5 protein-coding genes and 1 pseudogene are annotated in these 5,370 nt (G+C 64.6%); all 6 read left to right on the top strand.

The window, feature by feature from the left end:
- Nucleotides 1–378: pseudogene (locus VKP01_RS09970) on the top strand (hypothetical protein); the annotation flags it as partial.
- 216 nt (nt 379–594) lie between these two features.
- On the top strand, nt 595–864 hold the full coding sequence (locus VKP01_RS09975) for a hypothetical protein (RefSeq protein ID WP_324411993.1): 270 nt from the start codon (nt 595–597) through the stop codon (nt 862–864).
- Between the two features lie 44 nt (nt 865–908).
- Nucleotides 909–1,622: an NAD(P)-dependent oxidoreductase gene (locus VKP01_RS09980; RefSeq protein WP_324411994.1), complete on the top strand. Its 714-nt coding sequence runs from the start codon at nt 909–911 to the stop codon at nt 1,620–1,622.
- A 114-nt stretch (nt 1,623–1,736) separates the two neighbouring features.
- Entirely contained in the window at nt 1,737–2,855 is a 1,119-nt protein-coding gene (gene purM, locus VKP01_RS09985) for a phosphoribosylformylglycinamidine cyclo-ligase (protein ID WP_324411995.1), read from the top strand.
- Nucleotides 2,852–3,469 (top strand): phosphoribosylglycinamide formyltransferase, encoded by a 618-nt coding sequence (purN, locus tag VKP01_RS09990; RefSeq protein WP_324411996.1) that lies wholly within the window; start codon nt 2,852–2,854, stop codon nt 3,467–3,469. Before purM ends, purN begins: the two co-directional genes overlap by 4 nt.
- A gap of 155 nt (nt 3,470–3,624) precedes the next feature.
- On the top strand, nt 3,625–5,370 hold a 1,746-nt coding region (locus tag VKP01_RS09995; protein WP_324411997.1), incomplete at its 3' end, for a putative bifunctional diguanylate cyclase/phosphodiesterase.

Below are 5,370 nucleotides of genomic sequence, written 5' to 3' on the forward strand. Positions count from 1 at the left end.
GCCGGACTCATCCAGGATCGCCGCGGTGCCGGCTTCCCGGCACTCTATCGCAAGGCGGGCATGCCGCACGCCCTGCAGCCGGCCTTCGAGGCGGCGCTCTCGGCTCTGCGCGAACCCGCGCGCGACGGCACCGCCGCAGGGCCGCAACTCTCGCGCCGGATGATCGAGCGGGTGCTCTCGGCCTGCACGCGTCTGTCCGCAGACGAGGCCGGCAAGCTGCTCGCTCTGCTGCGACGCTACGAATCGGAAGCGGCACGCGAGGAGGCACGCGAAATGACGCTGCATCTGATCGACGATGCCGCGCTCGACATGGCGCTCGGCCACGTCGAAGAGGGTATCGCACGCGCGATCGCGTATCGTTCGCGTCTTGCTGCCTGACGGAACGGATCCCGTCCCGGTTTGCCGTTTCGTGCTGTGGGTGAAACTGCCACGAGAGGGCTTATGGTCGAGCAAAATGGCTTCGTCCTCGAGATGGGGGTTATCCCGATTGCGTGAGTCGGCTCGTTGCGGGTTTTGATTGCTTCGCCTTGTCAAAATCGTCGCGCGCGCCACCATGGTTCGGGAAACGGTTTCACCAGCGAGGAGTCTCGACTCATGACGCAGGATAACGATCGCAGCGGTGATCCCGCGCAATTTTCGGACAAGGCGCTCTCCGTTCTGGTCTTTGCTGCCTATCATCAGCTTGCCAGTGGCGAGCGCGTGACGGAAGTCGTGCATCATGACAATGCCGGCCACAGCGCCGATCAGCAGGGTGTGGACGAGTTGCGCGCCGCTGGACTGGTCCGCTTCGACGGTCGGATGCTGTACCTCGAACCGCAGGCGCAGAATATCGTCGAAACGCTGATCGCACGCCTGCGCGGCTGAGCCATGGGCCTTTCGGCTTTGCGCCTGTTGAAGGATATCGGGCCATGCACAGACAAGACGAAACGCGCCGGCAAGATGATGTCGCCGATACGCATTCCTCACCGGCCGCGCTCCCGGCGGGGAGGCGCATTCTCGTCATCGGCGCTTCGCAGGGTATCGGTCTGGCAACATGCAAGGCCGCGCTTTCAGCCGGTTTTCGGGTGCGTGGTTTTGCCCGCAATATCGACCGGAGCAGCCTGCATCACCCGGATTTCGAGGCGGTGCGCGCAGATGCGCTGAACGAAGCCGATGTCGCCGAGGCGCTGCGAGGCTGTGACGCCGTGGTCCAGACACTGGGGATCAAGGCGGATCCGGCAACGCTCATCAACCCGGTCACCCTGTTTTCCCGAGCCACTGACGTGCTGCTTCCCGCCATGCGGGCAGCCGATGTGGCGCGCCTCGTTACGGTCACCGGCTACGGTGTCGGCGACAGTCGGCGCGCCTTGCCTTTGCCCGAGCGCCTCCTGTTCGAGGCGGTGATGGGCCGGGTGGCGGCGGACAAGGAACGTCAGGAGAGCGCGATCCGCGCCAGTGATACGCAATGGACCATCCTCCGCCCGGGATTTTTGACATTGGTCGCCTCTTGTCCTGCTGCACGCCTGCGCGCCGACCCGGCTGATTGGCGCAACGGCTTCGTCAGCCGCAATGCGGTGGCTGATGCGATCGTCGATCTGCTGCGTGGCGGCGGATACCTTCACAAGGCGGTCGTGTTCACCTGATCCCCTCCCGGCGCGACACGGGTATTGCGGGAAAACATGCGCAATCCCCCCTCCGGTGCTTGCCTGTATGCGTGCGGGGCTTTAACTGCCGGGGTTGCTGCAAGGAGTCGCATCATGGCCCACACACCGCCCGAACCGCCGCCGCAAGGATTGACCTATGCCGATGCCGGTGTCGATATCGATGCAGGCAATGCCATGGTCGATGCGATCAAGCCGCTCGTGCGCGCCACCCGGCGCCCGGGGGCCGATGGCGAGATCGGTGGTTTCGGTGGGCTCTTCGATCTCAGGGCGGCCGGCTTCGTGGATCCGATCCTCGTCGCGGCCAATGACGGGGTCGGCACCAAGGTGAAGATCGCCATCGAGACGGGGATCCACGATACGGTGGGGATCGACCTCGTCGCCATGTGCGTCAACGATCTCGTGGTGCAGGGCGCCGAGCCCTTGTTCTTTCTGGATTATTACGCCACCGGCAAACTCCATCCGGCCACTGGTGCGGAAATCGTCAAGGGCATCGCGCAGGGATGTCGCGACGCCGGCTGTGCACTGATCGGCGGTGAGACGGCGGAGATGCCGGGGCTGTATGGCGGCCAAGATTACGACCTGGCCGGCTTCGCCGTCGGTGCGGCGGAGCGCGGCGCGCTGTTGCCGCGTGACAATATCGCTCCGGGCGACATGATCATCGGGCTGGCGTCGTCCGGTATCCATTCCAACGGCTTCTCGCTGGTGCGTCGGATCGTGGAGAAGGCCGGCCCCGGTTTCGAAGCGCCCGCACCTTTCGCGCCGCAGATCACGCTTGGTGAGGCGCTGCTGACGCCCACGCGCATCTATGTGAAGCCGCTGCTGGCCTGCCTGAAAGCCGGCCTGCCGATCAAGGCGCTGGCGCATATCACCGGCGGCGGCTTTCCTGAGAACATTCCCCGTGTCCTGCCGGTCGGTTGCGCCGCGCGCATCGATCTGGATGCCATCGCCGTGCCGCCGGTCTTCGGCTGGCTCGCCGGGACCGGCGGTGTCGCGGAAGCAGAGATGCTGCGCACCTTCAATTGCGGGATCGGCATGATCGTGGTCGTCTCCGCCGATGCCGCGCAGACGGCGCTTGCAGCCCTGAGCGAAGCCGGTGAATCGCCGGTGAGGCTCGGTACGATCGTGCCGCAGGTGGGCGATGCGGGCTCCGCCGCGCGGGTGGTCTTCGAGGGGCGTCTCGGGGTTGGTGATGCGGCGAGAGGCGGCGCATGAGCGCTGGCAAACGCACTGCAATCCTGATTTCCGGGCGCGGCTCCAACATGCTCTCGCTGCTGGAGGCGGCGCGTGCGCCCGGCTACCCGGCGCAGATCGCCCTCGTCCTGTCGAATCGTCCGGCTGCTGCCGGTCTGGCGCGGGCGCGCGAGGCGGGCATCGCGACTTGCGGGCTCGATCACAAGGCTTTCGCCGATCGGGAAGCTTTCGAGCAGGCCATGGATGCGGCGCTGGTGGAGGCGGACATCGAGCTCGTCTGCCTCGCCGGTTTCATGCGCGTGCTCACGCCGTGGTTCGTGCGCCGTTGGGAAGGGCGGATGATCAACATCCACCCTTCGCTGCTGCCGCTGTTTCGCGGAACCCGCACGCATGAGCAGGCGCTCGAAGCCGGTATGCGCGTGCATGGCTGCACCGTGCATTTCGTCGTCCCCGAACTCGATGCCGGTCCGATCATCGCCCAGGCCTGCGTGCCGGTGCATCCTGATGACGATCCGGCAGCGCTGGCGGCACGCGTACTGGTTGAGGAGCATAGGATTTATCCACAGGCTCTCGCCGAGGTGGCCTCCGGTCGGGCAGCCTTGCATGAAGGGCGTTGCGTCTTTCGTGGCGGATGAAGGTCCCGATTTTACGGGTTGATTGATTCCGATAAACACAAGTAAAGGTTTCTAAGGAATTTTTCCATAGCCTGCGCCCAGTGTTCGAAACGACGGGCGTCATGTCACAAAAAGCCTTCCAGCCAGCAACAGATTCCTCAGCATTGATGGCCCGCATGTTCTGGTGGGCGGCCATTCTGATCCTGGGGACCGTGGCCTTCGGCGCCGGTGTGGTACTCACGATCAGTCGCGCAGCCAACGAGGATGCCCGGCTTCAGGAAATGCAGCAGATTCATGAGGGGCTCACGGCCCAGGCTGGTCGACAAGCGCGGCAAGTCTCCGCCATCATCCGGATGCAGGTCCAGGAAACCGGGGGGCGCGACGAACGAGAAAGGCTGTTCATGCAGCTTGCGCCACATGTTGATGTCGGCGGAATCGTCACCACGGAAGGTGGCGGCATCTCCTGGGTCGATCGGCGAATCTTTCCCGGCGCGGGGCGCAATGCCGGTGTGGACGCAGCCCTGGCAGTCAGTTCCATGTTTGATCCTGAAGCGGCGATGCCGGATGAGGGCAGCAATCTGCGCGTGGTCGACGGCAATCTCGTTTACCTGGGTTTCGCCAGGCTTACGGACGACCGCTACCTGATCGGCTTGGATACGCGCAGCATCGAGGGGGAATTGACCGCACCGGGCATGCCGCTTCTATCCGGGATGCACGTCGAGCACGGTTCACCTGAAAGCCTGCCCGAGCACTTGGCTGCCTTCGCCATGGAAGATATTGCCACCGGCGAGAGCCTGCACATCGTCTGGGAACCCGCGCGCCCGGGCGAAATGCTCGCGCAGCGGATCGGCTATGCCGCAATACCACCGCTCGCGGTCACGGCGTTGCTCTTCGTGCTGGTCGTGACCAATACGCGGCGCGTCGCGCGTAATCTGGCTGAATCACATGCGCGCGCCGAATCGCTCGCGGGTCAGGATCCTCTTTCGGGTCTGCCGAACCGGCTGCTTTTCGGCCAGACCCTCGACCTGGCCTTGCAGGGGCTGGACGATCAGATCCGCGCTGGCGAGCAGGAGGAGGGCTTCGCGCTGATGTTCCTCGATCTCGACCGTTTCAAGGAGGTGAATGACGCCCACGGCCACCAGGCCGGCGACGCCTTGATCCTTCAGGTGGCGCAGCGCTTGCAGGGATTGTTGGAACGCGGCGATACGCTCGCGCGTTTCGGCGGAGACGAATTCGCCGTCTTGCAGAACGGCGTCGGTTGCGACGAGGATGCACGTGCGCTTGCCGCGCGGATTCTCCATGCGCTTTCGGAGGCCTTCACGATCGCAGGAAACCGCGTGAATGTCGGTGTATCGATTGGTATCGCGCTCGCGCCGCGCGATTCATGCGATCGTGAGACGCTGATGCGCATGGCGGATACGGCGCTCTACGAGGCCAAGAGCGAGGGACGCAACCGCAGCGCCTTCTTCCACCGCGAGATGGATGATGCGCTGCAGATGCGCAAGCTCGTCGCCGAAGACCTGCGTCGCGCCATCGCGGAGAACGAACTCACGATTCATTACCAGCCCATCTTCTCGGCGGACGGTCGGAACGTGGTCTCCCTCGAGGCGCTGGTACGCTGGCCCCACCCGATCAAGGGCATGATCTCCCCGGCGAAATTCGTTCCTCTCGCGGAACAGAGCGGCCTTGTGATCCCGTTGGGCGAATGGGTCGTGCGCCGGGTCTGCGAGGACGGCAAACGCTGGCCCGGTGTGCGTATCGCCGTGAACGTCTCGCCCATCCAGTTCCGGCAGCGCAACTTCGTCGAAGGCGTGATCAGCGTGGTCGAGGAGGCCGGTTTCGATCCCGCGCGGCTCGAGCTGGAACTGACCGAGGGCGTTGTCGTGGAAGATGCGGATGCAGCCGAGACGGTGATGGCGCGG

The organism is Saliniramus sp., assembly GCF_035311605.1.
Classification (GTDB): domain Bacteria; phylum Pseudomonadota; class Alphaproteobacteria; order Rhizobiales; family Beijerinckiaceae; genus Saliniramus.

Bases quoted from the DNA above. Each gene is read 5' to 3' on its own strand.
- VKP01_RS09980 (WP_324411994.1), top strand. From the start codon at position 909: ATGCACAGACAAGACGAAACGCGCCGGCAAGATGATGTCGCCGATACG.
- VKP01_RS09975 (WP_324411993.1), top strand. From the start codon at position 595: ATGACGCAGGATAACGATCGCAGCGGTGATCCCGCGCAATTTTCGGAC.
- purN (WP_324411996.1), top strand. From the start codon at position 2,852: ATGAGCGCTGGCAAACGCACTGCAATCCTGATTTCCGGGCGCGGCTCC.
- purM (WP_324411995.1), top strand. From the start codon at position 1,737: ATGGCCCACACACCGCCCGAACCGCCGCCGCAAGGATTGACCTATGCC.